Origin of the sequence: Mycobacterium sp. (assembly GCF_965229265.1) — a bacterium.
Taxonomy (GTDB): domain Bacteria; phylum Actinomycetota; class Actinomycetes; order Mycobacteriales; family Mycobacteriaceae; genus Mycobacterium.
The window spans coordinates 231063-257998 of record NZ_CBDDIY010000013.1 but is presented as its reverse complement, the minus strand read 5'-3'; the positions used below and the strand labels follow the sequence as shown (position 1 = coordinate 257998).

Genomic DNA, 26936 nt, shown 5'->3' with positions numbered 1-26936 from the left:
GGCATGTTTGCCACGTATGCGCTTACATGCCGTACAGGCAAGTCCATAACGGGGGGGCAATGCGGAATTCCCAGAGTTCGCGGGTAGGCGGCTTTGTAGTTGCCGCGGGCATCGGCCTGGCAGCGGCAGCGGCCGCGGGCCATGGCGTGGCGGCAGCGGAGCCGGATCGATCAGAGTCGCCGAGCACCGGGGCTAGCTCTGCGGACTCGTCGTCTCATGCCGGGCCCAAAGCTAAGCCCGGCCGCGCCTCGTCGGGCCGAGGCCAACTCCAATCTGCCAAGGCGGCCCCGGCCGCGGCCGCGGCCAAGGGCGGCTACGAGGGCGGCCACGAGGTCGTCGCTTCATCCACCAGCAGTGACCCGGCCCGTCCCGCGGCGACAACGGGCGTCGGCGGTGGTACCGACGCGGTAACCACGGCAACGGCGGCCACGCGGACGGCGACGGCCGTCGCCGCTACCGCTTCGCCCGCACTGACCCGAACCGCAACCGCACACGCGCGAAGGAGTATCACCTCCGAGGTCGCCGTTACCGCGGGTGAGAGCGCTGCAGAGCCGATTCAGGTGGCCCCCGCAGCAGCAGCAAGCCCGCAAGACCTGGTCTCGGGTCTGCTCGCCCCGTTCGGCCTGGGCGGAGGCACTCCGTCGGCTCCGGTCGATTCCCCCACGTTGTGGACTGTGCTGGCCTGGGCTCGTCGCCAGATCGTCGGCGCCTTCTTCAACCAGGCGCCCGTTGCTCACCTCGCCCAGACGTCGGTTTCCGAGGGGGGCGTCATCCGCGGGACGATCGGCGCCGTCGACCCGGACGGAGACCCGATCACCTACAGCGTCGATCAGCAGCCCACCGCAGGTACCGTCACGGTCGCCAACGACGGCAGCTACACCTTCACCCCCATCGACGCTGCCTTTACCGGGACTGCCACGTTCACAGTCACGATGCGCGACAACGGCTTCCGGCTGTTCAGCCAGCCGGGGGTGACAACAGTCGATGTGACTGTGCGCATCGGCGCGCCGGTCGACGTCGTCACTGCTCCGACCACGAGCGCGCCTGATGCCACCACCGGACAGGTAACCGGATCGTTGGGCGTCACGGACCCGAACAGCCCCGGCGCCGGTTACACATACAACCTGGTCAGCAAACCCCGTTACGGCACAATCACTTTCGATGCAAACGGCGGCTACGCCTACACCCCGACCCTCGTCGGGCGCATCACCGCTGCGCTGAACCCTGGTCTCACAGACTCCTTCACGGTGGGAGTGGGCACCACCGTCAGCGAGGCGGTTGATGTCAACGTAGACGGCATCACCGTATCGCCGCACGCGGTCACCACAACGGAGAATCAGGTTGGTACCGATAGCTACCCGCTCGGCATCGCGGTGAGCAAGGACGGCAACCGCGCCTACGTCACCAATATCAGCGACGGTACGGTCTCGGTGATCGACCTGCGCACCGGCCAGGTCAGCGCCGCGATCACCGTGGGCGGTCAACCCACCGCCATCGCGATCAACGGCGCCGGCAACCGCATTTACGTGCTCAACGATTCCGACGACACCGTGTCGGTGTTCAACACCGCAACCGGAGCGATCGTCGGCCAGCCCATCGAGGTCGGTAACGACGCAGCCGCGATCGTGCTCAGCCCCAACGGGACTCGCGCCTATGTGAGCAACAGCAGTGATGACACGGTGTCGGTGATCGACACCGCAACCAGGAAAGTTGTCAACACCATTGCCGTTGGCGAGAACCCGTTCGGCATGGCGCTGAGCCCCAATGGGCGCTACGTATACGTGACCAACGCCGACTCGGGCACGGTGTCGGTGATCAGCACGGTGCGAAACGCAGTGGTCGGTACCGCGACCGTCGGTACCGCCCCGACGGCGATTGTCGTAAGCGCCGACGGCTCGCGCCTGTACGTGGCCAATTCCGGCAACTCGGCGATCAGCGATGACGGCACCGTGTCGGTGATCGACGCCGCGACGCTCACCACCATCGGTTCGCCCATCCGGGTAGGCGACTACCCGACCGGACTTGCTTTGAGCGCCGACGGAACTCAGCTCTACGTGGCCAACGCATTCTCGAGTGAAATTTCGCTGATCGACACCACGACCTTCCAGGTGGTCGACCTTCCCGTCGCGAGCGGCCCGACCGGTGTCGTGGCGATCAACGGCGCAAGCGGCCCGGCCATCATGGTCACCCACACCGACCTGCTGGGTACCGGCACTGCGCCCATCACGATCATCTCGCTCGACGGTCAGGCGGGCGTGCTCGCTCCGGCCATCGGCTCGAACGTCGCCGACAACGAACTCTCGGTGGCACATGCGGTGGCGGACGCCCCGAACTACACACCGCCGCGGGGCAACGACTGGACCCAGGGCTTCGACGTCACCAACCTCTCCGCCTACCCGATCGTGCTGCAGTCGCAGACCTACGACGGCCGAGGCGGCGGCCCGCTCAACGGCGAGATCCTGCTGCCCGGCGAGACCCAGCATTTCGAGGTCACTCGCTACTTCTGGAGCGCCAATGCCGGGACCCTGACCTACTACCAGGAAAAGACCGACCAGACCTATGTCGTCTCGCTAGAAGTCAGTCGGGTCGCTCTGAACGACGACGAAGGCATATCGTGTGCGAAGGGCAATTGCGCTGGGACGGGCGGATTCACGCGCGGACACAGCATCGGCCTGTTGGGTGCACCGGGCAGCAGTATCACCATCGCCGCCGCACAGGCTGAAGACCAGGCGGCCGCGGTCAATGCCCTGTGCGACAAGAGCGGTGTGAGCTGCAGCTTCAAAATCAAGTCCAAGGACGAGCAGGCCTACAGCGCTGCACGCGAGGCAGCCGATCCCGTCGCCAATCACAGCGGGAGCTCAGTGACCACGACAGTTACTGCGACCACCACTCAGACCGTGACCAGTAGCTGGGAGCTGTCACCGAAAGTTGGTTTCAAGGTCACGAAGCTGGCGGCGTTGGAGATCTCAGGCAAGTACGGACGGTCGACGGCAGAGGCCAAGACATTCAGCCAAGCGCTGCAAGTTCACGTCAGGCCCGGATACGAAGGCCGCATCATGGTGGAGACACCGGTCACCCGCTACTACGGTGACATGACGATTACCGTCGGAGACACCACCATCAAACTCGTGAACACCTATTTCGATGCGCCGCGCGCCGGCTATGCACGGTGGGATGTCATCGAGGTGCCGCTGTCAACCACGTCTGCAACCGCCCTGTAGCTGGCGAGCCGCCCCGTCGCTGCCCAAGTCGAGTGTGCTTGGTATGACGAAAGATCAGCTCTCGCTCGCGCCCTATGCCACACAGTCCCAACGCCGGCTACCGACGCCTACGCATAGCAGGTCAATCGGGTGAATTGGGCCATCAGCCAGGCCACAGAACTCTGCTAGACGACACCTCAACAAGCGCGCGCCAAGCCCAACCCCTACCCCGCGGTTGGCCGCCAAGCACCAAGCACCGCGGCGCGGTACCAGCCAGTGCGGTCGCGGACCTGGACGCCGGCCACACCTTGGGCGTTTAGTCGGCTGTCGATCACATGCTGGTCGTCGAGGAAGATCACCACATGTGAGGCCCGGTCGGGGTTCCCGTTCGGGTGCAGGAACACGAGGTCGCCGGGCTGGAACGGCCCTTGCGCCGAAATCGGTTGGCCCATTGGGCCGGCCGTGCCTGCGTACTGCTTGCCCACGTCGCCGCCGAACTTGATGCCCAGCCCGTAGTTGTACACCCAGGCCGTGAAGTTCGAGCAGTCCAACCCGCGGCCGGGCCCCCAGGTCTCCAGCGACTGCCCGTCGGCGTCATCGGCATTCTGCACCGCGGGCGGCGCGGTGGACGCTGGCGGATCCCACGCGGGAATGTGGTGGTGCCGGTACTGCAGCGCCTGCGGGTTACCCGGCACGTTGAGGTAGCGCAACGCCGTCGCCACGACGCGCTCACGCATCCAGGTGCCGGCGTCGCACCCGGCGTCGACGGGCACTCCTACTCCGGTAAACACCGCAGCCGCCGGCCCCCAGCCGCCGTTCGGGTACCGGCCATTGCGCTCGACATACCAGCCCGCCGGATCGGCATCCGTTTGTGGCAACTCATCGCGCTGCGCGAAGTCAGCCGTCAGCGAGGCGCGATTGCAGGTGAAGGCGTAGTCATAGGCGCCCGGATCAGCGACGGCGGTCGCCGGTGAGGGCACCAAGACGAGCGCGGCCACGACGGCCGATACGACGAAGCGAATCACCAGAGCAGTACAACAGAAATATCTCCGTCCGACGCCAGGCTTCAGCTCGAGGCGGATACGAGGATCGATAGGTTTATTGCCAGCCACCGCTCGAGCCTCGGGGCGCAACTGTCACCACCAAGACCACCGAAACTGTCACCGATGTCCTGAGGCAGAACTGTCACCGATGTCCTGAGAGATGACAGCTTGAGGCCGACTAAAACTTGTCGGTACTCGAATGTATGTTCGAAGAGTGATCCAGAGCTGCCCCACCGACGCCGGTACGCCGGCTGCGGTTGTCGACCTGGTGGAGGCGTTGACCCGGTTGTCCGCATGTGACGTGGCCGCTCTGACTCCGCGCGAGATCGTGCCGGCCCTGGAGTCCCTGCAGCTGGTGCGCAATGTGCTGCCCGCTGTCGAGCACCGGCTGCTTGCCGGGCTTCAGCACCAGACGACGCCTGCTGATCTTGGGGACGCACCCACCTGGGCCGTGTGGTTACGCGACCTGCTGCTGCTGTCATCGGCTGAGGCGCGCCGTCGGGTGGATCACGCCAAGGCGCTCGGGCCGCGGACCTCACTGACGGGCCAACCTCTTGGACCCGAACTGGCGGCGACGGCCGCCGCCCAGGCTGACGGGCAGATCACCGAAGCGCATGCCGCGGTGATGGCTGACTTCGCCACCCGGATTCCCCAAGGTGTCGACCCGGAGGAGGTTGCCGAGGCCGAGGTCAACCTCGCCGAGTTGGCCGCCACGTTCACGCCCGAAGAATTACGCACACTGGTCACCAAACAGCTCTACTGCTGGAACCAAGATGGTCAGTTCACCGACGTCGACCGTGCCAAGAAACGCGGCATTGTCATCGGTAAGCAAGGCCCCGACGGCATGAGCCGAATCACAGGCTGGCTGACCCCGGCGATGCGGGCTAAGTGGGAAGCGGCCCTGAAGAAAGAGGCGGCCCCGGGGCACTGCATTCCCGAGAATCCCACCGTCGTGGGCTCGGAGCCGAGTGAGGAACAGATCAGGGCCGACACGCGTACCCCAGCGCAGCGCAACCATGACGGGATGGAAGCCTTGCTCACCGCGTTCCTGGCCTCTGACACGCTCGGCACCCACCGCGGACTACCGGTCAAGCTCATCGTCCGCGCCGACTTGGCTGACCTCGAAGCCCGCACTGGCCACGCATTGACCTCCAGCGGGTCGATGATGCCCATCTCCGATGTCATCGCGCTGCTCGATGCTAAGCTGGCGCACCATTATCTGGCCATTTTTCAGGGCGCAAAGTCGTTGCAGCTCAACGAAGGCCGGTCGAAGCGCATCGCCACCGCCGCCCAGCGGCTGATGCTCTTCGCCCGTGACGGCGGGAGCACGCGGCCGGGATCGACTACCCCGTTCGACCATTGCGAGGTCAACCACAACATCAAGTGGGCCGCACCGCACAACGGGCTCACGGACATCGACGAACTGTCCCTGATGTCCGGACCCGACAATCGCATCCTGGAAAAGGGCGGATACACGGTCGCGCTCGGAAACAGAGGCGTCGAATGGCGGCCGAGCCGCCGGTCCACGCGCCGCCGACCACCCCGCAACTACTACTTCAACCCCCATCAGATCCTCAAGAGGGGGGACGCGGCAGACGACACCGATCCGCCGTGATCGTCTGCACTTGGTGCCGCAACGTCGTTGCCGCCGCGCACGAAAAAACCCCGGCCGAAGCCGGGGTCCATCCGCTCAATGTGGGCGAAGGGGGACTTGAACCCCCACGTCCCGAAGGACACTGGCACCTGAAGCCAGCGCGTCTGCCATTCCGCCACTCGCCCAAAACAACCGGGGGAGCCTATCACGGTCGAGGGGGTGAACCTCAACTCGCGCCCGCGGCTGCCAACAGCCTAGCGATTGTCGTCACATTCTCCGCATCGCGCCCCTGACCTGGTGTAACCCGATTCTCAGAGTTCTCATGGTGACGGGCCGCCGACCAGGGCCGATACCATGCAGGGGACTGTTGGCGACCACGCGACACGCGACGGACACGAGCGAGGCGGTGAGATGAACAACCAGAAAGGTCTGGTTCAACGCATCGAGCGCCGCCTCGAGAACAGCGTCGGTGACGCGTTCGCCCGGGTGTTCGGCGGATCGATCGTTCCCCAGGAGGTCGAGGCGCTGCTGCGCCGGGAAGCCTCCGCCGGCGTGCAAACCCTGCCGGGCGAGCAGTTTTTGGCTCCCAACGAATACGTCATTACGCTCAGTGCGGCTGACTTCGTGAAGGTCAGCGCCGATCGCGATCTCACCACGGACACTTTTGCCAAACACTTGGGCGGATACATCCGGGAACAGGGATGGCAAACGTATGGTGATCTGGTCGTCAGGTTCGAGCAATCGCCGAACCTGCACACTGGCCAGTACCGTGCGCGCGGTGTCGTCAACCCTGACGTCGACCCCCACCCGTTCGTTGCCACACCCGCCCCACCACAATCGAACCAGGCGTACACCGCAGAACCAGGAGTACCAGCGATGAGCGACAACCCCACCTACCGCGGCGACCAGGGTCAGGGGCGGCCCGGCGACGACTACTACGACGAGCGCTACCCGCGCCCGCAGGACGACCAGCCGCGCGCCGCGGCCCCCGAGCAGCGTCCGCCCTACCCGCCCGAGCCGGCCGGCTACCCGGCCCCGCCGAGCGAGCCGGGCTACGGGCAGCGGCCGGGCTACCCGGAGCAGGGCGGCTACGGCGGCGGCCAGGGCTACGGGCAGGGCTACGACCAGCGGCCCCCGGCCGGCGGCTACGGCGGCGGCCAGGGCTACGACCAGGGTTACCGGCCGGCCCCGCCCCCCAACTACCCGAACTACGGCCCGCCGCAGGGCGGTGGCTACGGGGCCCCGGCGAGCCCGCCGCCCAGTGACTACGACTACGGCCGCGCCCCCGGCCGTCACGAGGAGCCCGGCTACGGCCGGCCCGAGGCTCGGCCGGCCTACCCCGACCAGGGCGGGTACGAGCCCGGCTACGGCCAGCCCGGCTACGGGCGTCCCGAGTACGGCCAACCCGACTACGGCCGCTACGAGCAGGGCAGCCCGGCCGGCTACGCCGAGCCCGCCGGCCGCGACTACGACTACGGGCAGCCGCCCGCCGGGTACGGCGGCTACGCCCAGCCGCCCGCCCAGGGCGACTACCCGGCCGCCGGCCACGCGGTCACCCTGCAGCTCGACGACGGCAGCGGCCGCACCTACCAGCTGCGCGAAGGCGCCAACGTCATCGGCCGCGGCCAGGACGCGCAGTTCCGGCTGCCCGACACCGGTGTATCCCGGAGGCACCTGGAGATCCGCTGGGACGGCCAGGTCGCGCTGCTGTCCGACCTCAATTCCACCAACGGGACCACGGTCAACAACGCGCCGGTCCAGGAGTGGCAGCTGGCCGACGGCGACGTCATCCGGCTCGGCCATTCCGAGATCATCGTCCGCGTTCACTGAGGTCTGCGAGGCCGCGACTTGGGCGAAGCGGAGTGGCATGCTCCGCACGCCCACCTGCGTCCAAGTATCGTGACGGTGCCGAAGTCGGCCCGGTGCCTGCTGGTATTGCCGGGGCGACGCCACTGGCATGAGGACTGAGAGGACGCCGGATGCAGGGACTAGTGCTGCAGCTGACGCGTGCCGGGTTCTTGTTGCTGCTGTGGCTGTTCATCTGGTCGGTGTTGCGGATCCTGCGCAATGACATCTACGCACCCACCGGGGCGGTGATGGTGCGCCGCGGCCTGGCGCTGCGCGGTTCGCTGCTGCCCTCGCGCCAGCAGCGCCACGCCGCCCGCTACCTGGTGGTCACCGACGGTGCACTGGCCGGCACCCGCATCACGCTGGGTAGCCAGCCGGTCCTGATCGGCCGCGCCGACGACTCCACCCTGGTGCTCACCGACGACTACGCCTCCACCCGGCACGCCCGGCTGTCACCGCGCGGGCCCGAGTGGTACGTGGAAGACCTAGGATCGACCAACGGCACATACCTCGACAGGGCGAAGGTGACGACGGCAGTACGCGTTCCGATCGGCACGCCGGTTCATATCGGCAAGACGGTAATCGAGCTGCGCCCGTGACACTGGTCCTTCGCTACGCCGCCCGCAGCGACCGCGGGCTGGTCCGCGCCAACAACGAAGATTCGGTCTATGCCGGCGCCCGGCTGTTGGCCCTGGCCGACGGCATGGGCGGGCACGCCGCCGGTGAGGTGGCCTCCCAGCTGGTGATCGCCGCGCTGGCCCACCTCGACGATGACGAGCCCGGCGGCGACTTGCTCAGCAAGCTCGACGAGGCGGTGCGCGACGGCAACTCGGCCATCGCCGCGCACGTGGAGATGGAGCCCGAACTCGAGGGCATGGGCACCACCCTGACCGCAATCTTGTTCGCGGGCAACCGACTTGGGCTCGTCCACATCGGCGACTCGCGCGGCTACCTGCTGCGTGACGGTGAGCTCAACCAGATCACCAAGGACGACACCTTCGTCCAGACCCTCGTCGACGAGGGCCGCATCACCGCCGAGGAGGCGCACAGCCACCCGCAACGCTCGCTGATCATGCGCGCGCTGACCGGCCATGAAGTCGAGCCGACCCTGATCATGCGGGAGGCCCGCGAGGGCGATCGCTACCTGCTGTGCTCGGACGGCCTGTCCGACCCGGTCAGCCAGGAGACCATCCTGGAGGCCCTGCAGATTCCCGACCCCGCCGAGAGCGCTGACCGGCTGATCGAACTGGCGCTGCGCGGCGGCGGCCCGGACAACGTCACCGTGGTGGTCGCCGACGTCGTCGACTACGACTACGGCGGCCAGACCCAGCCGATCCTGGCCGGCGCGGTCTCCGGCGACGACGAGCACACCGCACCACCGAACACCGCCGCCGGCCGGGCCTCGGCCATCGCGCCGCGCCCAGTGGCCGTCAAACGGGTGGTGCCCGAACCCGAGCCCCCGCCCAAGCCACGCTCACGCCGGCGGATGGTCATCGCCGCCGCGCTGGTGTTGCTGCTGGCGTTGGCCGGGCTGGGCGTGGGTCGCGAGGTCATCCGCAGCAACTACTACGTCAGCGCCTACAACGGCACGGTGGCGATCATGCGCGGCATCGAGGGCTCGATCCTCGGCTATCCGCTGCAGGAGCCGTATCTGCTGGGCTGCCTCAACGACCGCAACGAACTCTCCCAGATCAGCTACGGACAGGCCTCCGATTCACTGGGCTGCCAGCTGATGCGGCTGCAGGACCTGCGCCCTTCCGAGCGGGCCCAGGTGTCGGCGGGGCTGCCGGCCGGAACCCTGGACAACGCGATCGGGCAGCTGCGCGAACTGGCCCACAGCTCGGTGCTTCCGCCGTGCGCGCCGCCGCCGACCAGCACTCCGACCCCGACGCCAGTCGCCACCCCGACGCCGGCTCCGAGCGCGCCTCCCGCGCCAGGGCCGGCGCCTACGTCAGCGCCCCGGCCGTCGACATCGCCGCCCGCACCACCGAGCACCACCGCACCCTCCACCACCCCGAGCACCACCACCCCGAGCGCTACCGCCCCAGGCACCACGGCCCCGAGCACGACGGCCCCGTCACCGGCGCCCGATGACAGTGACGGCGCGACAACACCTTCTGCCGCACCCGTGCCGCCACCTAGCCCCCCGCCGACAGTGACCCAACTGCCGGCGCCGCCGCAGAAGCCGGGCACTGACTGCCGGACGGCGGCATGAGCACCCAACCGCAGGCACCGGTCACGCTGACCCCCGCAACGCCAACTCGCCGCAACGCCGAGCTGGCGCTGCTGTGTTTCGCCACCCTGATTACCGTCGTCGCCTTGGTGATCGTGGAGGCCAACCAGGAGCAGGGCATCAGCTGGGACCTGGCCAGCTCCACGCTGGCCTTCCTCACCCTGTTCGTCTGCGCCCACCTGGCCATCCGGCGCTTCGCGCCCTACGCCGATCCGGTGCTGCTGCCGGTCGTCGCCCTGCTCAACGGACTGGGCCTGGTGATGATCCACCGCCTCGACCTGGTCAACGGAGCGCTGAACGCAACCCGAGGACCCAGCGACGAACAGCAGATGCTGTGGACCCTGCTCGGCGTCGTCGGCTTCTCCCTGGTGGTGGTCTTCCTCAAGGACCACCGCATCCTGGCCCGCTACGGCTACACCTGCGGACTGGTCGGCCTGGTGCTGCTGGCCATCCCGGCGCTGTTGCCGGCGCACTTCTCCGAGACCAACGGCGCCAAGATCTGGATTCGCTTGCCGGGCTTCAGTATTCAGCCCGCCGAGTTCTCCAAGATCCTGCTGCTGATCTTCTTCGCGGCCGTGCTGGTGGCCAAGCGGAACCTGTTCACCAGCGCCGGCAAGCACTTCCTGGGCATGGACCTGCCGCGTCCGCGCGACCTGGCGCCGCTGCTGGGCGCCTGGATCGCCTCGGTCGGGGTGATGGTGTTCGAGAAGGACCTGGGCACCTCGCTGCTGCTGTACGCCTCGTTCCTGGTGATGGTTTACATCGCCACCGAACGGCTGAGCTGGGTGGTGATCGGGCTGACCCTGTTCGCCGCGGGCAGCGTGGTGGCCTACTACGTGTTCGGCCACGTTCGCGTGCGGGTACAGACCTGGCTGGACCCGTTCGCCGACCCCGAAGGCGCCGGCTATCAGATGGTGCAGTCGCAATTCAGCTTCGCCACCGGCGGCATCTTCGGCACCGGCCTGGGCAACGGGCAGCCGGGCACCGTGCCGGCCGCCTCGACGGACTTCATCATCGCCGCGGTGGGTGAGGAACTGGGCCTGGTCGGCCTGGCCGGGGTCCTGATGCTCTACACGATCGTGATCGTGCGCGGGCTGCGCACCGCGATCGCCGTGCGGGACAGCTTCGGCAAGCTGCTGGCCGCCGGGCTGGCCTCCACCCTGGCGATTCAGCTCTTCATCGTCGTCGGCGGGGTTACCGGGCTGATCCCGCTGACCGGCCTGACCACCCCGTGGATGTCCTACGGTGGCTCGTCGCTGGTCGCCAACTACCTGCTGTTGGCGATCCTGGTCAAGATCTCCCACGCCGCGCGACGGCCGATCATGAACAACCCGCACGCCTCGATCGCGGCTTCGGCCACGGAGGTGATCGAGCGGGTATGAACACCTCACTGCGCCGCATCTCGGTGATGATCATGGCGTTGGTCGTGCTGCTGCTGATCAACGCGACGGTCACCCAGGTGTTCCGCGCCGACGGGCTGCGGGCCGATCCGCGCAACCAGCGGGTGCTGCTCGACGAGTACTCCCGCCAGCGCGGTCAGATCACCGCGGGCGGGCAGCTGCTGGCGTACTCGGTGTCCACCAACGGCCACTACCGGTTCCTGCGGGTGTACCCGAACCCGTTTGTCTACGCGCCGATCACCGGCTTCTACTCGCTGCGCTACTCCAGCACCGGGCTGGAGCGCGCCGAAGACGCCATCCTCAACGGCTCCGATCAGCGGCTGTTCGGGCGGCGGCTGGCCGACTTCTTCACCGGCCGCGACCCGCGCGGCGGCAACGTCGACACCACCATCGTGCCGCGCATCCAGCAGGCCGCCTGGGAGGCCATGCAGCAGGGCTGCAACGGCGGGTGCAAGGGCTCGGTAGTGGCGGTGGAGCCGTCCACCGGAAAGATCCTGGCGATGGTGTCCTCACCGTCCTACGACCCGAACCTGCTGGCCACCCACGACACCGAGGAGCAGGGCAACGCCTGGCAGCAGCTGCGCGACGACCCGGGTTCGCCGCTGACCAACCGGGCCATTGCCGAGACGTTCCCGCCCGGCTCGACGTTCAAGGTGATCACCACCGCCGCCGCGCTGCAGGCCGGTGTGACCGACACCGACCAGCTCACCGCGGCGCCGCAGATCCAGCTGCCCAACAGCACCGCCACCTTGGAGAACTACGGCGGTACCCCGTGCGGCACCGGCCCGACGGCCTCGCTGCGCGACGCCTTCGCCCGGTCGTGCAATACCGCCTTCGTGGAACTGGGTATGCGGGTCGGAGTCGACGCGCTGCGCAATACCGCGCGGGCGTTCGGGTTCGACAGCTCACCGGCGCCGATCCCGTTGGAGGTTGCCGAGTCCACCATCGGCCCGGTCTCCGACGCCGCGGCGCTGGGGATGTCGAGCATGGGTCAGAAGGACGTGGCGGTGACACCTTTGCAGAACGCGTTGGTGGCGGCCGCGATCGCGAATTCGGGCGTGATGATGCAGCCCTACCTCGTGGACAGCCTCAAGGGACCGGACCTGTCCAACATCAGCACCACCGCGCCCCAGGAAGAGCGGCGTGCGGTCTCGGCGCAGGTCGCGGCTAAGCTAACAGATTTGATGGTCGGCGCCGAACAGATGACCCAGCAGAAAGGGGCGATCCCCGGCGTGCAGATCGCATCCAAGACGGGCACCGCCGAGCACGGTACCGACCCGCGCAACACCCCGCCACATGCCTGGTACATCGCGTTCGCGCCGGCACAAAGCCCCAAGGTGGCCGTCTCGGTGCTGATCGAGAACGGCGGTGACCGGCTCTCGGCGACCGGCGGTGCGCTGGCCGCCCCGATCGGGCGGGCGACCATCGCCGCGGCATTACAGGGGGCATCGTGAGGACCCGCAGCCGAGCGAAGCGAGGCGAGAGATGAGCCCCCGCAGCCGAGCGAAGCGAGGCAAGCAATGAGCCCCCGCGTCGGAGTGACCCTGTCGGGTCGATACCGCCTGCAACGGCTGATCGCCACCGGCGGTATGGGCCAGGTCTGGGAAGCCGTGGACAGCCGCCTGGGCCGGCGGGTCGCGGTCAAGGTACTCAAGCAGGAGTTCTCCTCCGACCCCGAATTCGTCGAACGGTTCCGCGCCGAGGCACGAACGGTCGCCATGCTCAACCACCCCGGCATCGCGGCCGTGCACGACTACGGCGAGACCGACATGGACGGCGAGGGCCGCACCGCCTACCTGGTGATGGAACTCGTCAACGGCGAGCCGCTGAACTCGGTGATCAAGCGCACCGGCCGGTTGTCGTTGCGGCATGCGCTGGACATGCTGGAGCAGACCGGCCGGGCGCTGCAGGTGGCCCACTCCGCCGGGCTGGTACACCGCGACGTCAAGCCCGGCAACATCCTCATCACCCCGACCGGCCAAGTGAAACTCACCGACTTCGGTATCGCCAAGGCCGTCGACGCGGCCCCGGTCACCCAGACCGGCATGGTGATGGGCACCGCCCAGTACATCGCCCCCGAGCAGGCACTCGGACATGACGCCAGCGCCGCCAGCGATGTGTACGCGCTGGGAGTGGTCGGCTACGAAGCCGTTTCGGGCAAGCGGCCGTTCACCGGTGACGGCGCGCTGACGGTGGCGATGAAGCACATCAAGGAGACCCCGGCACCACTGCCGGCCGATCTGCCGCCCAATGTGCGCGAACTGATCGAGATCACCCTGGTGAAGAACCCCGGCATGCGCTACCGCAACGGCGGTCAGTTCGCCGACGCGGTGGCGGCGGTGCGGGCCGGCCGCCGGCCGCCGCGCCCCAACTCCGCCCCGACCATCCGGGCCACCCCCGCCGCGATCCCGGGCAGTTCCCCCCGGATGCCGGTCCCCGCGCCCGCCACCGGCATGCGGCCACGCGCCACCACCGGCAGCCACCGTCCGCCCCCGCCACGGCGCACGTTCTCCTCGGGCCAGCGGGCCCTGCTGTGGGCGGCCGGGGTGCTGGGCGCCCTGGCGATCATCAGCGCGATCCTGATCGTGCTCGCCGACCGTGACCGCAAGGACAACAAACCCGTCGAGCAGACGGTCACCGACACCATCACCCCGACGGCCCAGTCCGCCCCATCGGGTTGGACGGATGGGCCACGTAGCGGTAATCCTGAAGAACAGATCGGGATCTTCCGATTCACCGCTGTCAGCGTCGCCATCCCGGCGCTGACCCAGCCCGATCGACACGACGAGATACCGCGATGACCACCCCACCCCAGCATCTATCCGACCGCTACGAGCTCGGCGAGATCCTCGGCTTCGGTGGCATGTCCGAGGTGCACCTGGCCCGCGACACCCGGCTGCACCGTGATGTGGCGGTCAAGGTGCTGCGCGCCGACCTGGCCCGCGACCCCAGCTTCTACCTGAGGTTTCGCCGCGAGGCCCAGAACGCGGCGGCGCTGAACCACCCGGCGATCGTGGCGGTCTATGACACCGGCGAGGCGGAGACGGCTAACGGGCCGCTGCCCTACATCGTCATGGAGTACGTCGACGGCGTGACGCTGCGCGACATCGTGCACACCGACGGGCCGATGCCGCCGCGGCGGGCCATCGAGGTCATCGCCGACGCCTGCCAGGCCCTGAACTTCAGCCACCAGCACGGCATCATCCACCGCGACGTCAAGCCGGCCAACATCATGATCTCCAAGACCGGCGCGGTGAAGGTGATGGACTTCGGCATCGCGCGGGCACTGGCCGACGCCGGCAACAGCGTCACCCAGACCGCCGCGGTGATCGGCACCGCCCAGTACCTGTCGCCGGAGCAGGCCCGTGGTGAGCCGGTGGACGCGCGTTCGGACGTGTACTCGCTGGGCTGCGTGCTCTACGAGATCGTGACCGGTGAGCCGCCGTTCGTCGGGGATTCGCCGGTCGCGGTGGCCTACCAGCACGTGCGCGAAGACCCCATCCCGCCATCGCAGAAACATGCCGGCATCTCACCCGAGCTGGACGCCGTCATCCTCAAGGCGCTGGCCAAGAACCCCGACAACCGCTACCAGACCGCCGCCGAGATGCGCGCGGACCTGGTTCGGGTGCACAACGGCGACGCCCCCGAGGCACCCAAGGTGTTCAGCGCCGCCGAGCGGACCTCATTGCTCAACGCCGCGCCGGGACCGTCCCACCGCGACGCCACCGAGCAGATTCCCCGCCAGGGGACGTTCGTCGACAACGACCGCGCCGGCGGGTCGATCGGGCGCTGGCTGATCGCCGTCGCCGTGCTGGCCGTTCTGACCGTGGTGGTGACCATCGCGATCAACATGGTCAGCGGCAGCCCCCGCAACGTGCAGGTGCCCGATGTGCGCGGGCAGGCCTCGGCCGATGCGATCGCCGCCCTGCAGAACAAGGGCTTCAAGATCCGCACCCAGCAGAAGCCGGACAACACCGTCCCGCCGGAAAAGGTCATCGACACCGACCCGGCGGCCAACACCTCGGCCAGCGCCGGTGACGAGATCACCATCAACGTCTCGACCGGCCCCGAGCAGCGTGAGCTGCCCGACTGCTCCACGCAGAGCTACGCCGAGTGCGTCAAGAAGCTCACCGACGCCGGGTTCGGCAAGTTCAAACAGACCACGTCGGCCTCGACGCCGGAGCAGAAGGACAAGGTGCTGTCCACCGTCCCGCCGGCCAACCAGACCTCGGCGATCACCAACGAGATCACGATCGTCGTCGGATCCGGGCCGCAGACCGCCGAAGTTCCGGTGGTCGCCGGCCAGACCATCGACGTGGCCCAGCAGATTCTCACCGCATCCGGCTTCCTGAAGACCCTGCCGGTCCCCACCGACAGCACCCAGCCATCCGGTCAGGTGGTCGGCACCGATCCGCCCAACGGGCAGGTCGTGCCCCAGGACACCGTGATCCAGATCCAGGTCTCGAAGGGCAACCAGTTCGTCATGCCGGATCTACGGGGCATGTTCTGGACGGATGCCGAGCCGCGGCTGCGCGGGCTGGGTTGGACCGGCACGCTCGACAAGGGTGCCGACGTGCAGAACAGTGGTCAGCGCTCCAATGCCGTGGTCACCCAGAGCCCGGCGGCGGGTACCGGCGTGAACTTCGGGGCGACGATCACCCTCAGCTTTGCGTCGTAGCCGCCAGGGAGGGCTCCTGCCCGCCTAGCGCGTGCCGCACGGTGTCGGCGACTTCTTGTTCGAGGCGCCGCACCAGCGTCTCCTCGGGCGCCTGCCCGCAGTAGCCCAGCCAGTTGGCCAGCATCCGGTGACCACCCTCGGTGAGGATCGACTCCGGGTGGAATTGCACGCCGTGGATGGGCAGCTCGACGTGGCGCACCGCCATGATGACGCCGCCCTTCGTCTGGGCGGTCACCTCCAACTCGGCGGGCACCGTCTCGGGCAGGATGGTCAGTGAGTGGTAGCGGGTCGCCGTAAACGGATTCGGAAGACCATGCAGCACACCGACATTCGTGTGATACACCGTGCTGGTCTTGCCGTGCAGTAATTCGGGCGCCCGGTCGACGGTGCCGCCGAAGGCCACCCCGATCGCCTGGTGACCCAGGCAGACCCCGAGCAACGGCGTCCCGACCGCCGCGCACGCGCGAACCAGAGGGATCGAGGCACCGGCCCGCTCCGGGGTACCCGGCCCGGGGCTGAGCAGCACCCCGTCGAAGTCGGCGGCCACGGTGTTGATCTCGGCCTCCCCGCCTAAACGGGCGTCGTCGTTGCGCCAGACCTGCGCGTCCACCCCAAGCTGGCCCAGATACTGGACGAGGTTGAACACGAAGCTGTCGTAATTGTCGACGACTAAGACCTTCACCAGGTCAGGTTACCTGGGGCGATCGGGTCAGTAGCCGACCGGACCGGCCGGCTGGGCGTAGCGCATCCGCACCGGTTCGGTGTATCCGGCGACGGTGACGTCCCCGCGTACCTGCTCGCTGTAGCCGAGCCCGAACCGGACCACGTATTGCTTGTAGAGGGTCACCAGGGGAGCGACGGCCAGCGCGGCCTGCATCGCCGACGCGTCGCCGATCGCGGTGATCGTGTACGGCGGGCTGTAGGTGCGCCCGTTGAGCAGGAGCGTGTTGCCCACACAGCGGGGCGCCGAGGTGCCGATGATCCGCTGGTCCTGCATCTGGATGGCCTCGGCGCCGGCACTCCACAGTGCGTTGAGCACCGCCTGGATGTCCTGCTGGTGGACCACCAGATCATCAGGGGAAGCGTCGCGCGGGAAACGCCCGTTGGCGTCGCGCTGCGCATCGGACAGCGTCACGACCAGCCCGGGGCCGTGGGCCGGATCCAGCCCGGCGTCGTCGGCCAGCTCATCGGCGCGGGCCAGCATCGCCGCCAGCGCGGTACCGGCCGAGGCGCCATGGACGGAGTCGACCTGGGCTGCCAGCGCGTCCCGCTGCCCGCTGAGCCGGTCCACGGAGCTCTGGGCTTCGTGGACTAGGTCGACCAGCCGGGGTGAATCGCTGCGGCGGATCTCGCCGCCACCGGACACGCCGTGGGTGGTGGCCAGCAGTACCCCGGCCAGCAGGCACACCACCGGGACCCCGAATCGCCACGGCGAACGCCTCGCGTCCGTCGTCGCTGGGGCCGGATGTGTCTGGTCGCGGCGTCGCTGCGTTAATCTCATAGTCGATCTGCGCACCATCGTCGCACCGATTCCCGTCCCGAAGGTACCCATGCCCAAGTCCAAGGTTCGCAAGAAGAACGACTTCGCCGTCAAGCCGGTCAGCCGTACCCCGGTCAAGGTGAAGGCCGGGCCGTCGAGCGTGTGGTTCGTCGTGCTGTTCATCAGCCTGATGCTGATTGGGCTGGCCTGGCTGCTGGTCTTCCAGCTGGCCGCCTCCGGATATGACACGCCCAGCGTGCTGCAGTGGATGGCGAATCTGGGGCCGTGGAACTACGCGATTGCGTTCGCGTTCATGATCACCGGCCTGTTGCTGACGATGCGGTGGCGCTGACCAGCGGCGGACACCTTACTGGATCCGTGCTGGGCAATCACCGTTTTGCGACTGGCAACCTTCTGGTAATCCAATCACACGCGTGTGATTCATCCCCATTGTTGATAGCGCCTGTGGATAACTCCATCGGCCACGGTGAGGGCCCCGGAGGATCCCATGCAGCAAACTGAATGGGCGCCCAAGACGGCGGCGATCGCAGGTCTGGGCGTCGCGGGAATCCTCATGGCTATCGCGTGTGTGACCGTCGTCACAGACGCTCCCGGCCGCGCTCTCACCGGGATTGCTGCGCTCGGTCTGTTCGCCTTCGCGCTCGGATCATGGCGAGCGCAACCCCGGCTGGCAATCACCCCCGACGGGCTGCTCTACCGAGGCTGGTTTCGCAGCCAGACGCTCAGCCGCGCCGACATCTCGCTGATCCGGATCACCGAGTTCCGGCGGATCGGTCGCAAAGTTCGGCTGCTCGAGATCGACACCGCCGCTGACCGGCTGATCGTGCTCAGCCGGTGGGATCTGGGTACCGATCCGCTCAGCGTGCTCGACGCGCTGACCCAGGCGGGTTACGCAGGCTAGCGCCTAGGTCTCAGGAGACGGTGATCGACTCGATCACGACCGGCTCGGTGGGCCGATCATTGCGGTCGGTGGCCGTGGTGGCGATGGCGTCGACCACCTTCTGCGACTCGGGGTCGACGACCTCGCCGAAGATGGTGTGCCGACGGTTCAGGTGCGGGGTCTTGCCCACGGTGATGAAGAACTGCGAGCCGTTGGTTCCCGGCCCGGCGTTGGCCATCGCCAGCAGGTAGGGCTTGTCGAACTGCAGCTCGGGATGGAACTCGTCGGCGAACTTGTAGCCCGGGCCGCCGCGGCCGGTGCCGGTCGGGTCGCCGCCCTGGATCATGAAGCCATCGATGACGCGGTGGAAGACCGCGCCGTCATAGAAGGGTCCGGAGGTGCTGCCCGAGGCGTTCTCCGTGGAGTACTCCTTGGTGCCCTGAGCCAGACCGACGAAGTTGGCGACGGTCTTGGGGGCGTGGTTACCGAACAGGGCGATCTTGATGTCGCCGCGGTTGGTGTGCAGGGTCGCTGTCGCGGTCGCAATGGAGCTCGTCACGGGATCCCAGTGTGCCACCACCGTCGTGTGGCCCATCTCGCGGCCACCCCCAGGCTGCTGTGGCAGTGTTGAGGCGACGAACAGCCGCCAGGGCAGGGAGGATCACATGGGCCGCAAGACCGAACCCAAACTCACGTCGCGCGAGCGGTTGACGCGGGGGCTGCACTACACCGCGGTTGGTCCGGTGGACATCACCCGCGGCGTGGTCGGCATCAGTGTGCATTCGGCGGAGTCGGCTGCTGCCGGCGTGCGCCGCCGCGCCCGCGAAGCCCGGGTTGCCCGCGAGCGGCTGGCCGCCGCCCAGGAGGGCATCGCCAAGGAGGCCGCCGCGGTCAAGCAGGTCGTCGCCGAGCTGCCGCAGGCCCTGCAGGACGCCCGCAAAGCCCCGCATCGCCGCCGGCGCCGGCTGTTCGTGTTCGGCTTCCTGGGGCTGGCGGCGTTGGTCGGGGGCACGGTGGCCGTGACGATCGCGCGCCGGTCCGCACAGCCCGAGCCCTCTGCGCTGCCGCCCAGCGTCGAGGTCGCGCCCAAGCCGTAGCCGTGGCTGTCAGCGTCTTCGACCTGTTCTCCATCGGAATCGGACCGTCCAGTTCGCACACGGTCGGGCCGATGCGTGCGGCTGCTCGCTTCACCGCCCGGCTGGCCGGTGCGGGTCTGCTCGACACGGTGCACCGGGTGCGGGTGGAGCTGTACGGCTCGCTCGGGGCGACCGGCACCGGCCACGGCACCATCGGTGCGGTGGTCCTCGGCCTGACCGGCGCCGACCCGGAGACCGTCGACCCGACTCGGGTGGCGCGGCTGGTTCATTCGGTGCACGACGGCGGCCGGCTGGTGTTGGCCGGCAGCCGGGCGATCGACTTCCGGATCGACACCGATGTAGCAATGAGCCTGCAGCGCTTGGACTTTCACAGCAACGGGATGACTTTCCAAGCCTTCGGCGCCGACGGCATTGTGCTGGATCGACGGACCTACTTCTCCATCGGCGGCGGCGCGGTGGTCGACGAGGACGAGGCCGCCGCACCACCTGCCGGACCCGCGCAGGTGCCGTATCCGTTCGCTACCGCAAAGGAATTGGTGGCATTGGCCGTCGACCGCGGGTGTAGCATCGCCGCGCTGATGGCCGACAACGAACGCGTCCTGGCTCGGCATCCCGATCTGCACGAGGGAGTGTTGCGGATCTGGTCGGTGATGCAGGAGTGCGTGGCCGCCGGGCTCACCCACCGTGGCGTGCTGCCCGGCGGGCTAGGGGTGCGGCGACGGGCCGCCCAGTTGGCCGCCCAGCTCGAAACCAACCCCGACGACCCGCTCTACGCCATGGACTGGGTCACCGTGTACGCGCTGGCGGTCAACGAGGAGAACGCCGCCGGCGGGCGGGTCGTGACCGCGCCGACCAACGGGGCGGCCGGCGTCATTCCCGCCGTGCTGCACTACTACACCCGGTTCGTCCCCGGTGCCGACGACGAGGGCGTGGTGCGGTTCCTGCTGACCGCGGCCGCAATTGGTGTGCTGTTCAAGGCGAATGCGTCGATCTCGGGTGCAGAGGTGGGGTGTCAGGGCGAGGTGGGCTCGGCCTGCTCGATGGCCGCTGCCGGACTCACGGCGGTGCTCGGCGGTTCGCCGGCCCAGGTGGAGAACGCCGCCGAGATCGGCATCGAGCACAATCTTGGACTGACCTGCGACCCGGTGCGCGGGCTGGTTCAGATTCCGTGCATCGAGCGCAATGCGGTGGCCGCGGTCAAGGCGATCACCGCGGCACGGCTGGCCATGCACGGCGACGGCACCCACTTCGTCAGCCTGGACACCGCCATCAAGACCATGCGCGACACCGGCGCCGACATGGCCGACAAGTACAAGGAAACCGCGCTCGGCGGCTTGGCCCTCAACGTCGTGGAATGCTGAGACCGGGTCGGTCAGGCGACGGCGTGTGCGGTTGTCCCGTTCGCTGCTGACTGCGCCGTCACCACCAAGCCCTCCAACCGCCAGGTGAAGGCGGTAAGGACCGGCGCGGCCTCCACCCCGTCGAGAACCACGGCGATGTCGACCGAATCGGACTGCTCGGCGGTGCACACGAGGCGACTTCCGCATAACACCTCGGTGTATCGGCTGCCGGCGGCACTGACCTGCAGGGCCGCGGCGCTGATCTGCCAGCCGACATCGGGTCGGACGTGCGTTCGACCGGTGGGGTTCATGAACAGCCCCGACAGACCCCCGATGATGCCGAGGGTCAGGGTCAGCGAAAGGCCTGCGGCCGTGCCGATCACGTAACCAAAGATGTTGTCCCCGAACAGGGATCCGATTCCCTCGCCCACCGACATCCCCACGGCGATCTGCACGTCCGGTTGCCGGAGAATGGCATGGATCAGGATGTCCTTGACCTGGCTCAGCGGGGTTCCGGTGACGATGTCGACGACGATCTTGTTGGCAAGGTTCACAATCGCCGTCTTCGCCAGCAGGGCGATCACCGAAACCTTGGTGACCTGGGCGGCGACTCCGTCAAGGAACTCATTGGTGATCCCGGCGTCCTTGAGCAGGTTGAGCACGACCAGTGCCGCTGCCACACCGGCGGCCTGGCGAAGCTCGGGGTTGCTCAGGATCTCGCGGATCGAGCTGGGGATGATGGCGATAACCGCGGCCGTGAAGGCCGGGTTAGCTTGCAGCGCTGCCAATGCCTGCTGCAGCGCCACAGACACGTCGGTGCCGGCAAGCACGGCATCGGCGAACTGATCGATGGCGCCGGTGAGGGCGGTGCTGAAGCCGGGGTAGGCGAGGAATTGGGTGACCGCCCAGCCGAGCCCGCCTGCCACCACGTCGACGGCCGCCGAATTGGCCAGCAGTGCAACGACAGCGCTGCCCAGCGGCGGACCGAGCTCCTGGCCGATGGCGGTCCGGAAGATCGGGTTGCCGGCGAGTTCGGTCATCAGTGTCGTGACGATCGAGCCCAGTGCCTGCTGAACCGACGGAATGCTCAGCAGGGTGGTGTTGACCAAATCGAGGGTGGCGGCGATGGTGGTGCGCAACGCGGCTTGGATGGCCGGGCTGGCCTGCAGCTCGGCCAGCACCGTGGACAGCACCGGACCCAGGTCCTGCCCGGCGACCAAGGCCGCGGCGATCTGGCCCGCCGCATCCGCCAGGGCGGCGGGAACGTCCTGCTGGGCAAACAATTCTGGCAGCACCGAGCCGATCACGACGGCCAGACCGGTGCTGACTCCGGGTGCGGCCAGCAAGGTCTGCACCGCTTGACCGACGGCCTCGCTCACCGGCCCGGCGATCGGGCTGCCGGCCAGCGCCGAAGCAACCAGGGCGGCCACCTGATCACCGGCGTAATGCTGCACGGCGGTGTTGCCGACAAGTTGGTTGACAAGGGTCGTCACGGTGCTGCCAACTGCCTGCCAAACGGCGGCATCGGACAGCATGGCCGTCATGGCGATGGTGACGACGGTGTCAGCGGCGTGCTGGATATCGGTGTTGGCCTGCAGAGTCGCCAACGCTGCCGCCAACGCCGCCGACACATCCTGACCCGCCACCACCGCGGCAGCGATCTGCCCGGCCGCCTTCGCCAACGCCGCCGGCACACCCGGCTGGCCGAACACCGTCGGCAACAACCCACCCAGCAAGCTCGCCAGTCCGCCACTGACCACAGGATTGGCGATCAGACCGCTCACCGCCTGACCAACGGCCTGGCTCACCGGGTCGGCGATCGGTGTACCCGCCAACAGCGAAGCCACCACCGCGGCCACCTGGTCGCCGGCGTACTGCACCACCACCGAATCACCCAACAGCTGATTCACCAACGCAGTGACCGCGCCACCGACCGCCTGCCACACGGTTGAATCAGACAGTGCTGCAAGCACTCCCGCCGAGGTGACCGCCTCAGCGGCGTGCTGGATATCGATGTTGGCCTGCAGAGTCGCCAACGCTGCCGCCAACGCCGCCGACACATCCTGACCCGCCACCACCGCGGCAGCGATCTGCCCGGCCGCCTTCGCCAACGCCGCCGGCACACCCGGCTGGCCGAACACCGTCGGCAACAACCCACCTAGCAAGCTCGCCAGTCCGCCACTGACCACAGGATTGGCGATCAGACCGCTCACCGCCTGACCAACGGCCTGGCTCACCGGGTCGGCGATCGGTGTACCCGCCAACAGCGAAGCCACCACCGCGGCCACCTGGTCGCCGGCGTACTGCACCACCACCGAATCACCCAACAGCTGATTCACCAACGTCGTGACCGCGCCACCGACCGCCTGCCACACGACCGGATCCGAGAGTAGCTGCGCCACAGTGGAGGCGGTGGTCGCACCAACGGCCAACTGCACGTCGGTGTTGGCCTGCAAGGCGGCCAACGCCGCCGCCAACGCCGCCGACACATCCTGGCCCGCCACCACCGCGGCAGCGATCTGCCCGGCCGCGCCGGCCAACGCCGCCGACAGGCCTGGCTCACCGAGTAGGTCGGGCAGTATGCCGCCCACGATTCCGGCCAGCGCGCCGGTGAACGCCGAGTTGGCCAGAAGGCTGCTCACGGCTTGGCCTATCGCCTGGCTCACCGGGGTGGCTATCGGGTTGCCGGCCAGTAGTGACGCAATGGTCGCTGCCACCTGATTGCCCGCGTACTGCTGCACTGCGGAGTTGGTCGCGAGTTGGTTGATCAGCGTGGTGATCGCGCCACCGACCGCCTGCCACAGGTTTGAATCCGTCAGTACTGCAAGGACTTGGGTCGCGGTGACCACCTGGGCGGCGTGCTGGACGTCGGTGTTGGCCTGCACGGTGGCCAACGCAGCCGCCAGCGCTGTCGAGACATCCTGACCGGCCACCACCGCAGCAGCGACCTGCCCGGCCGCGTTCGCCAACGCCGCCGCGACACCCGGCTGGCCAAACACCGTCGACAGCAACCCATCCACCAGCGTCGCCAACCCACCGCTCACCGTCGGATTCGCGAGAAGGGTCGAAACGGCTTGGCCCACAGCCACACTGACGGGGCCGGCGTTCGGATTCCCCGCCAACAGCGACGCCACCACGGCGGTCACCTGAGCGCCGGCATACTGCTGCACCGACGCATTTGCGGCCAGTTGGCTCACCAGGCTCGACGCCACACCACCCAGCGCCTGCCAGATGCCCGAGTCCGTCAGTAGGTCGTTGACCGTGTCGTAAGTCGTTGCAGAGACCGCGTTCTGGATGACCGTGCTCTGCTGCAGTGTGGCCAGTACTTGCGCCACCGCCTTTCCGAACGGATCGTCCACCTTGGGGTGGGTTTGGCTGGCGAGGTCGAGATAGACCACCGCGATCTGCCCGGCCGCGTTCGCCAGTGTGCTGATTAGACCCGGCTGGCCCAGGAAGTCCGGCAGCAGGCCACCGAGCACCGTAGCCAACGCGCCGCTGACGGCGGTATTGGCCAGCAACCCGGCTACAGCCTGTCCCACCGCCGAGCTGACCGGCCCGGCGATCGGGTTGCCAGCCAGCAGCGTTGAGACCAGCGTGGACACCTGCTGGTTGACGGCGGCTTGGACCGCCGAATTCCCGGCCAACCCGGAAACCACAGCCGTCACTGCGGTATTCACGGCACCGGTGACGGTGGTGCTACCCAACAGCGTGGTCACCAAGTTGACGAGAGTGGTGTTCGCGGCGGACTGCAGCGGTGCCAGTGGTGGCGCCGGCAAGAGATCGCCGTCCAATGCCGAGAGCAGTTGGTTCACCGCCAACGTGGCGAGAATGCCGTTCATCTGAGGCTGCTGCATGAAGGTGAGAATCGCCGTGCCAACAGCCGATACCACGGTGCTCTGGACGGAACCCATCAAGGTGCTCACCGCAGCGCTCACGATCGAACCGGCCGGACCGGTCGCAGAGCTGTCTTTGCCGAACAACGCTTCTGCGAGCGCCTGCCCGGCATAATCCGCAAGTGCCGTCGAGCTCGTCGGCGTCATCCAGCTTTGGGTATTGCTGCCGAAGAGGACACCGATGGCAGACGTGGCGCCCTGGTCGATGCCCTGCTGGACCTTCGGATCCTGGAAGTAGGTGGTCAGCGCGGCCTGAACGGGTGCGCCAATCATCGCGGCAAGGGTTTTCTTCAAGCTGAAGCCGGACGCGACGAAGTTGTAGAGCCAGTCGACAAGACCCAGGATGCTCGTCGGCAGCGTGACGGCTTGGAAGACGGGAATGAGCGCATTGGTGACATCGGTGTTGCCCAACGTCACCTGGACGAAGTAGGCCGCGGCGTTCCCAATCGTCGCCTTGACGTCATCGGGATACGTCTTGATCGAGTCGAGGCCCGCCACTTCCGACGACACCCAGGTGAGGAAGGCAGGGTTGGTGGCCAGCGACTGAATCGTCGGCGGGACGAGACCCAGGTTGCCTTCCACCAGGGCGCTCAGGAGTGTGAAGCCGCCCGCTCCAATGAGGGCAAGGACTGCGGCGTTCTGGGGCAACGCCAACGGTGGGAACAACGAAATGGCCAGTGCCTCAATGGCATCGGTGATCGGCCCTTGGAGGGCCTCCAGGGCGTAGCAGATCGGGTCCACACCGCAGCCGCCGAGATCCATCGCCATGGGCGTGAGCAGTTCTGTCGCCGCGGCTGCGGCGGGCGGCACGACCGCCGCTCCGCCGTGGCCGAACAGGAGCCCGCCCACTCCGGGCGTGCCATTGACCGGGTCGGTGGTTTTGACGGTCGATTCGCCACCACGTCCGGCGTCGCCGCCGTTGCCGAACAGCAGTGCCGCGCGGCCACCGGATCCGCCGGCACCACCGGCGTCGGCCCCGTCACCGCCACTGCCGCCGGCCCCGCCGTCGCCGAACACCAGCCCGCCGTTGCCACCGTTACCGCCACGGCCGCCGGTTCCGCTGACTGTGCCACCATTTCCGCCGTTGCCGCCAGCGCCACCCGACCCGCGCAGCGAGAAGATTCCGGCACTACCGCCGTCACCACCGCGCCCGCCATCCCCTGTGGCGCCATCGGCCGCCGCGCCGTCACCACCGCGGCCGCCGTTGCCGAAGAACAGGCCCCCGCGGCCGCCGTTGCCGCCGGCGCCGCCGTTGACAGCCGAGACACCCGCACCACCGGCACCACCGTTGCCGAACCAGCCCGCGGCGCCGCCGGCACCGCCGTTGAAACCGTCACCGCCGTTGCCAAACAGGCCGGCGTTGCCCCCGTTGCATGCGCCGCTGGTGCATGCGCCGCCGTAGCTTGTGTAGCTGTAGCCATTGCCGAACAGAATGCCGGCGTCGGGATGGTCGGCTGTGCCGTCACCGATGAAGATCCGAACGAGGGCAGTGAGCGGGTCAACCGCGACCGCTCGTGACGCCGCCGCCGGAAGCTGGCTGACCGCCGCATCGCTGGTGCTCGTATCGGGATCGGATGGTCCCGCGGTGGTGGTGCGGGCCGCCGGCGGGGTCCTGGCAGCGGTGCGGGACCGTTCCCGCCTACTGACCGCCAGGGCCGCCCACGCCAGCGGTGCCCCGACCGGTGCGCCGGGATCGCTGCCTCCGCCCAGCCACGCGGGCAGGCCACTGTTCGCACCCGACAGCGCCCCTTGCGGGTCGGCCGTCATCACCGCCGGCTGCGTCGTCGCCGCCGGAACGGTCACGACTTGTGGATCCGTCGTGGACCCCACGCCGGCGGCTCCGCTATCACCTCCAGCAGTCGATACCGGTTGTTCTGCGACGCCATTGGCCTCCGGCGTTTCTGCCACCGCGGCGGAGTCGGGGACGGGGGAGCTCGCGGGGGTGGTGGCCTGGGGGGCTTGGCTTGCAGTCGACTTCCGGCCGGGTGTGCGGCGCTTAGCCGTCGGCGTGTCTGCCGCGGAGCCGGCGGTGCCCGGGGCATTCGGTGCGCGGCCGCTTCGTCCCTTGGTGGCGGGCGAGGTGTCACCGGCGGAGCCTGAGGCGTCGGCAGGGGGCGTGCCGGGATTGCCCGTGCCGGGGGCCGGCCGCGGTTTGTGTGACGGCGCGGCAGACGAACCCGTCCCGGCTGACCCAGGCCCCGCCGTGCTTTCAGTGCCGGTGTCGGCTGC

At 68.2% G+C, this 26936-nt stretch carries 18 protein-coding genes and 1 tRNA gene; 13 read left to right on the top strand and 6 right to left on the bottom strand.

Going from position 1 to position 26936, the window contains the following annotated elements; genetic code table 11:
- Window positions 1-59: 59 nt before the first annotated feature.
- Complete coding sequence (locus tag ADBZ9K_RS23285; RefSeq protein WP_526624626.1) at window positions 60-3221, top strand: beta-propeller fold lactonase family protein; 3162 nt, start codon at window positions 60-62, stop codon at window positions 3219-3221.
- 203 nt (window positions 3222-3424) lie between these two features.
- Here the strand turns inward: ADBZ9K_RS23285 and ADBZ9K_RS23280 are convergent, their stop codons facing one another.
- Window positions 3425-4225, bottom strand: coding sequence for an NlpC/P60 family protein (locus tag ADBZ9K_RS23280; protein ID WP_526624625.1), 801 nt, complete (start codon window positions 4223-4225; stop codon window positions 3425-3427).
- Between the two features lie 232 nt (window positions 4226-4457).
- Between ADBZ9K_RS23280 and ADBZ9K_RS23275 the strand changes: the two genes are divergently transcribed.
- Complete coding sequence (locus ADBZ9K_RS23275) at window positions 4458-5858, top strand: DUF222 domain-containing protein (RefSeq protein WP_526624624.1); 1401 nt, start codon at window positions 4458-4460, stop codon at window positions 5856-5858.
- 81 nt (window positions 5859-5939) lie between these two features.
- Here ADBZ9K_RS23275 and ADBZ9K_RS23270 read toward each other — a convergent pair.
- Window positions 5940-6022: transfer RNA gene (locus ADBZ9K_RS23270), tRNA-Leu, on the bottom strand.
- Window positions 6023-6248: 226 nt separating this feature from the next.
- Here ADBZ9K_RS23270 and ADBZ9K_RS23265 point away from each other — a divergent pair.
- The 7 genes from ADBZ9K_RS23265 to pknB all read left to right on the top strand — a co-directional run bounded on the left by ADBZ9K_RS23265 (window position 6249) and on the right by pknB (window position 15996).
- Entirely contained in the window at window positions 6249-7667 is a 1419-nt protein-coding gene (locus ADBZ9K_RS23265) for an FHA domain-containing protein (RefSeq protein WP_526624623.1), read from the top strand.
- A gap of 149 nt (window positions 7668-7816) precedes the next feature.
- Window positions 7817-8284 (top strand): FHA domain-containing protein FhaB/FipA, encoded by a 468-nt coding sequence (locus tag ADBZ9K_RS23260; protein WP_526624622.1) that lies wholly within the window; start codon window positions 7817-7819, stop codon window positions 8282-8284.
- Entirely contained in the window at window positions 8281-9900 is a 1620-nt protein-coding gene (locus tag ADBZ9K_RS23255; RefSeq protein ID WP_526624621.1) for a PP2C family protein-serine/threonine phosphatase, read from the top strand. Before ADBZ9K_RS23260 ends, ADBZ9K_RS23255 begins: the two co-directional genes overlap by 4 nt.
- Complete coding sequence (gene rodA, locus ADBZ9K_RS23250; protein ID WP_526624620.1) at window positions 9897-11300, top strand: peptidoglycan glycosyltransferase RodA; 1404 nt, start codon at window positions 9897-9899, stop codon at window positions 11298-11300. The genes ADBZ9K_RS23255 and rodA overlap by 4 nt, the downstream gene beginning before the upstream one ends.
- Entirely contained in the window at window positions 11297-12772 is a 1476-nt protein-coding gene (gene pbpA / locus ADBZ9K_RS23245; protein WP_526624619.1) for a D,D-transpeptidase PbpA, read from the top strand. Before rodA ends, pbpA begins: the two co-directional genes overlap by 4 nt.
- Before the next feature lie 66 nt (window positions 12773-12838).
- Window positions 12839-14119, top strand: a complete 1281-nt coding sequence (locus ADBZ9K_RS23240; RefSeq protein WP_526624618.1) for a protein kinase domain-containing protein — start codon at window positions 12839-12841, stop codon at window positions 14117-14119.
- Entirely contained in the window at window positions 14116-15996 is a 1881-nt protein-coding gene (gene pknB / locus ADBZ9K_RS23235) for a Stk1 family PASTA domain-containing Ser/Thr kinase (protein ID WP_526624617.1), read from the top strand. Before ADBZ9K_RS23240 ends, pknB begins: the two co-directional genes overlap by 4 nt.
- Here pknB and ADBZ9K_RS23230 read toward each other — a convergent pair.
- Window positions 15980-16678, bottom strand: a complete 699-nt coding sequence (locus tag ADBZ9K_RS23230) for an aminodeoxychorismate/anthranilate synthase component II (RefSeq protein ID WP_526624616.1) — start codon at window positions 16676-16678, stop codon at window positions 15980-15982. The genes pknB and ADBZ9K_RS23230 overlap by 17 nt on opposite strands.
- A 27-nt stretch (window positions 16679-16705) precedes the next feature.
- A complete protein-coding gene (locus tag ADBZ9K_RS23225; protein ID WP_526624615.1) occupies window positions 16706-17497 on the bottom strand; it encodes a DUF881 domain-containing protein in 792 nt (263 codons plus the stop codon).
- 49 nt (window positions 17498-17546) lie between these two features.
- On the opposite strand from ADBZ9K_RS23225, the gene crgA reads away from it, so the two are divergent.
- Window positions 17547-17828 (top strand): cell division protein CrgA, encoded by a 282-nt coding sequence (gene crgA / locus ADBZ9K_RS23220; RefSeq protein WP_526624614.1) that lies wholly within the window; start codon window positions 17547-17549, stop codon window positions 17826-17828.
- Window positions 17829-17984: 156 nt separating this feature from the next.
- On the top strand, window positions 17985-18398 hold the full coding sequence (locus ADBZ9K_RS23215) for a PH domain-containing protein (protein ID WP_526624613.1): 414 nt from the start codon (window positions 17985-17987) through the stop codon (window positions 18396-18398).
- 10 nt (window positions 18399-18408) lie between these two features.
- Here ADBZ9K_RS23215 and ADBZ9K_RS23210 read toward each other — a convergent pair whose 3' ends face one another.
- Complete coding sequence (locus ADBZ9K_RS23210; protein ID WP_526625594.1) at window positions 18409-18954, bottom strand: peptidylprolyl isomerase; 546 nt, start codon at window positions 18952-18954, stop codon at window positions 18409-18411.
- Window positions 18955-19042: 88 nt separating this feature from the next.
- Here ADBZ9K_RS23210 and cwsA point away from each other — a divergent pair, with 88 nt between their 5' ends.
- Entirely contained in the window at window positions 19043-19474 is a 432-nt protein-coding gene (gene cwsA, locus ADBZ9K_RS23205; protein WP_526624612.1) for a cell wall synthesis protein CwsA, read from the top strand.
- 2 nt (window positions 19475-19476) lie between these two features.
- Window positions 19477-20835: an L-serine ammonia-lyase gene (locus ADBZ9K_RS23200; RefSeq protein ID WP_526624611.1), complete on the top strand. Its 1359-nt coding sequence runs from the start codon at window positions 19477-19479 to the stop codon at window positions 20833-20835.
- Window positions 20836-20846: 11 nt separating this feature from the next.
- On the opposite strand, the gene ADBZ9K_RS23195 is transcribed toward ADBZ9K_RS23200, so the two are convergent.
- A complete protein-coding gene (locus ADBZ9K_RS23195; protein WP_526624610.1) occupies window positions 20847-26510 on the bottom strand; it encodes a beta strand repeat-containing protein in 5664 nt (1887 codons plus the stop codon).
- Window positions 26511-26936 lie beyond the last annotated feature (426 nt).